Origin of the sequence: Mesorhizobium sp. M7D.F.Ca.US.004.03.1.1, from assembly GCF_003998635.1 — a bacterium.
Classification (GTDB): Bacteria; Pseudomonadota; Alphaproteobacteria; order Rhizobiales; family Rhizobiaceae; genus Mesorhizobium; species Mesorhizobium loti.
The window spans coordinates 1-2230 of record NZ_RZQG01000936.1 but is presented as its reverse complement, the minus strand read 5'-3'; the positions used below and the strand labels follow the sequence as shown (position 1 = coordinate 2230).

The 2230-nt window shown below is 65.1% G+C and carries 3 protein-coding genes; all 3 read left to right on the top strand.

Features of this window, described 5'->3' with window-relative positions:
• Positions 1–880, top strand: an 880-nt coding sequence (locus EN935_RS32175) for an FAD-dependent oxidoreductase (RefSeq protein ID WP_127374028.1), incomplete at its 5' end; no start/stop codon positions are given.
• Between the two features lie 69 nt (positions 881–949).
• The gene (locus tag EN935_RS32170) at positions 950–1261 is read left to right on the top strand and encodes a sarcosine oxidase subunit delta (RefSeq protein WP_109667861.1); all 312 of its coding nucleotides are present in this window, start codon (positions 950–952) and stop codon (positions 1259–1261) included.
• Positions 1258–2230, top strand: a 973-nt coding sequence (locus tag EN935_RS32165) for a 2Fe-2S iron-sulfur cluster-binding protein (protein WP_127374027.1), incomplete at its 3' end; no start/stop codon positions are given. The genes EN935_RS32170 and EN935_RS32165, both read left to right, overlap by 4 nt.

The following is a 2230-nucleotide window of genomic DNA, read 5'->3' as shown; positions in this document are numbered from 1 at the left end:
GTTCGACGACTACGCCAGGCGCGGCAACGCCATGCGCCATCTCGGCGTCGACGCCGAACTGATGACGAAGGCTGAGATCAAACGCCTGATCCCGGCGCTCGATATCTCTGATGATGCACGCTTCCCCGTGGTCGGCGGCCTGATGCAACGGCGCGCCGGCACCGCCCGTCACGATGCGGTGGCCTGGGGCTATGCGCGCGGCGCCGATCGCCGCGGCGTCGACATCATCGAGAATTGCGAGGTCACCGGCTTCCTGCGCGACGGCGACCGCATCACCGGCGTGTCCACCTCGCGTGGCGACATCCGCGCCAAGAAGGTGGCGGTTGCGGTCGCCGGCAGCACCGGACGCGTCATGCAGCTGGCCGGCATCGAGACGATGCCGATCGAGAGCCATGTGCTGCAAGCCTTCGTCACCGAATCGCTGAAACCCTTCATCGACACGGTCGTGACCTTCGGCATGGGCCATTTCTACATGTCGCAGTCAGACAAGGGCGGTCTCATCTATGGCGGCGACATCGACGGCTACAATAGCTACGCCCAGCGCGGCAATTTGCCTGTTGTGGACGAGGTGATGAGCGAGATGCTGGCGCTGTTTCCGGGCCTTGCCCGCGTGCGCATGCTGCGCTCCTGGGGCGGTGTTTGCGATATGTCGATGGACGGCTCGCCGATCATCACCACCGGTCCCCTGCCCGGCATGTATCTCAACTGCGGCTGGTGCTATGGCGGCTTCAAGGCGACGCCGGCTTCCGGCTGGTGCTTTGCCTGGACCATCGCCAAGGACCAACCGCACGGCCTCAACGCCCCCTTCACGCTCGACCGCTTCCACCGCGGCCTGGTGATCGACGACAAGGGCCAGGGTGCAAACCCCAGGCTGCATTAGACCTTGATCCGGAAAAGTGGATGCCGGTTTTCCGATAAGATCATGGTCAAACAAGAAGAATAGAATCCAATGTTGATCACTTGCCCCTATTGCGGCCCGCGCGACGTCATCGAGTTCACCTATCAAGGTGACGGCAACCGTGAGCGTCCCGACCCCGCCTCGCAGAATTTCGAGGCGTGGAACGCTTATGTCTACGACCGGCTTAACCCGGCCGGCGATCACAACGAGATCTGGCAGCATTCCGGCGGTTGCCGCACGCATCTGCGGGTCGTGCGCAACACGCTGACGCACGAGATTTCCAGCGTTGCCTTCATGCGCGGTGATCATGGGCGCGGCGATCATGGCTCGGCCGCGCGCCGCAAGGCGGAGGACAAGTCATGAGCCCGCGCCGCACCGACGCTGGCGGCCGTATCGACCGGCTGAAAACCATCCGCTTCACCTTCGATGGCGCTGCCTACACCGGCCATGCCGGCGATACGCTGGCGTCGGCCCTGCTGGCCAAGGGCGTCACGCTGTACGGACGTTCGTTCAAATACCACCGCCCGCGCGGCCTGCTGACAGCCGGCGTCGAGGAGCCCAACGCCCTGGTGACGGTGCTGAAGGGCGAGGTTCGCGAACCCAACATTCCGGCGACCATGGTCGAGATCCATGACGGGCTGGTCGCCATCAGCCAGAACCGCTTTCCATCGCTTGCCTGGGACATCAATGCCGTCAACCAGCTTGGCGGCAAGATCCTGTCGGCCGGGTTCTACTACAAGACCTTCATGGGACCTGTGTTCGGTCCGGTCAAAGGCACGCGCTTCTGGATGTTCTGCGAGCATTTCATCCGCCGCGCCGCCGGTCTCGGCAGCGCCGGATCGGCGAAGGACCCGGCCCGCTACGAACGCATGAACGCCTTTTGCGACGTGCTGGTGGTCGGCTCCGGCCCGGCCGGTCTGATGGCCGCCAAGGCCGCCGCCGATCAGGGCGCGCGCGTCATGCTGGCCGATCTCGAGCCGCGTTTCGGCGGCTCGGCCAACTGGTCGGATGAAACGATCGACGGCGCGCCGGCCGCCGATTGGGCTCGCCGTATCGTCGCCCAGCTCGCAGGCCGTGACAATGTCCGGCTTTTGCCGCGCACCACGGTGTGGGGCTACTACGACAACAACACGCTTGCCGCGCTCGAACGGGTCAGCGACCACAAGGAGCAGCCCGCCAAGGGCGAGCCGCGCCATCGCTACTGGGCGATCCGCGCCAAATCCGTGGTCCTGGCCACGGGTGCTTTTGAGCGGCCGCTGGTCTTCCCCGGCAATGACCGGCCAGGCGTGATGCTGGCGCATGCCGCCGAGCGCTATGCCAACGAGTTCGGCG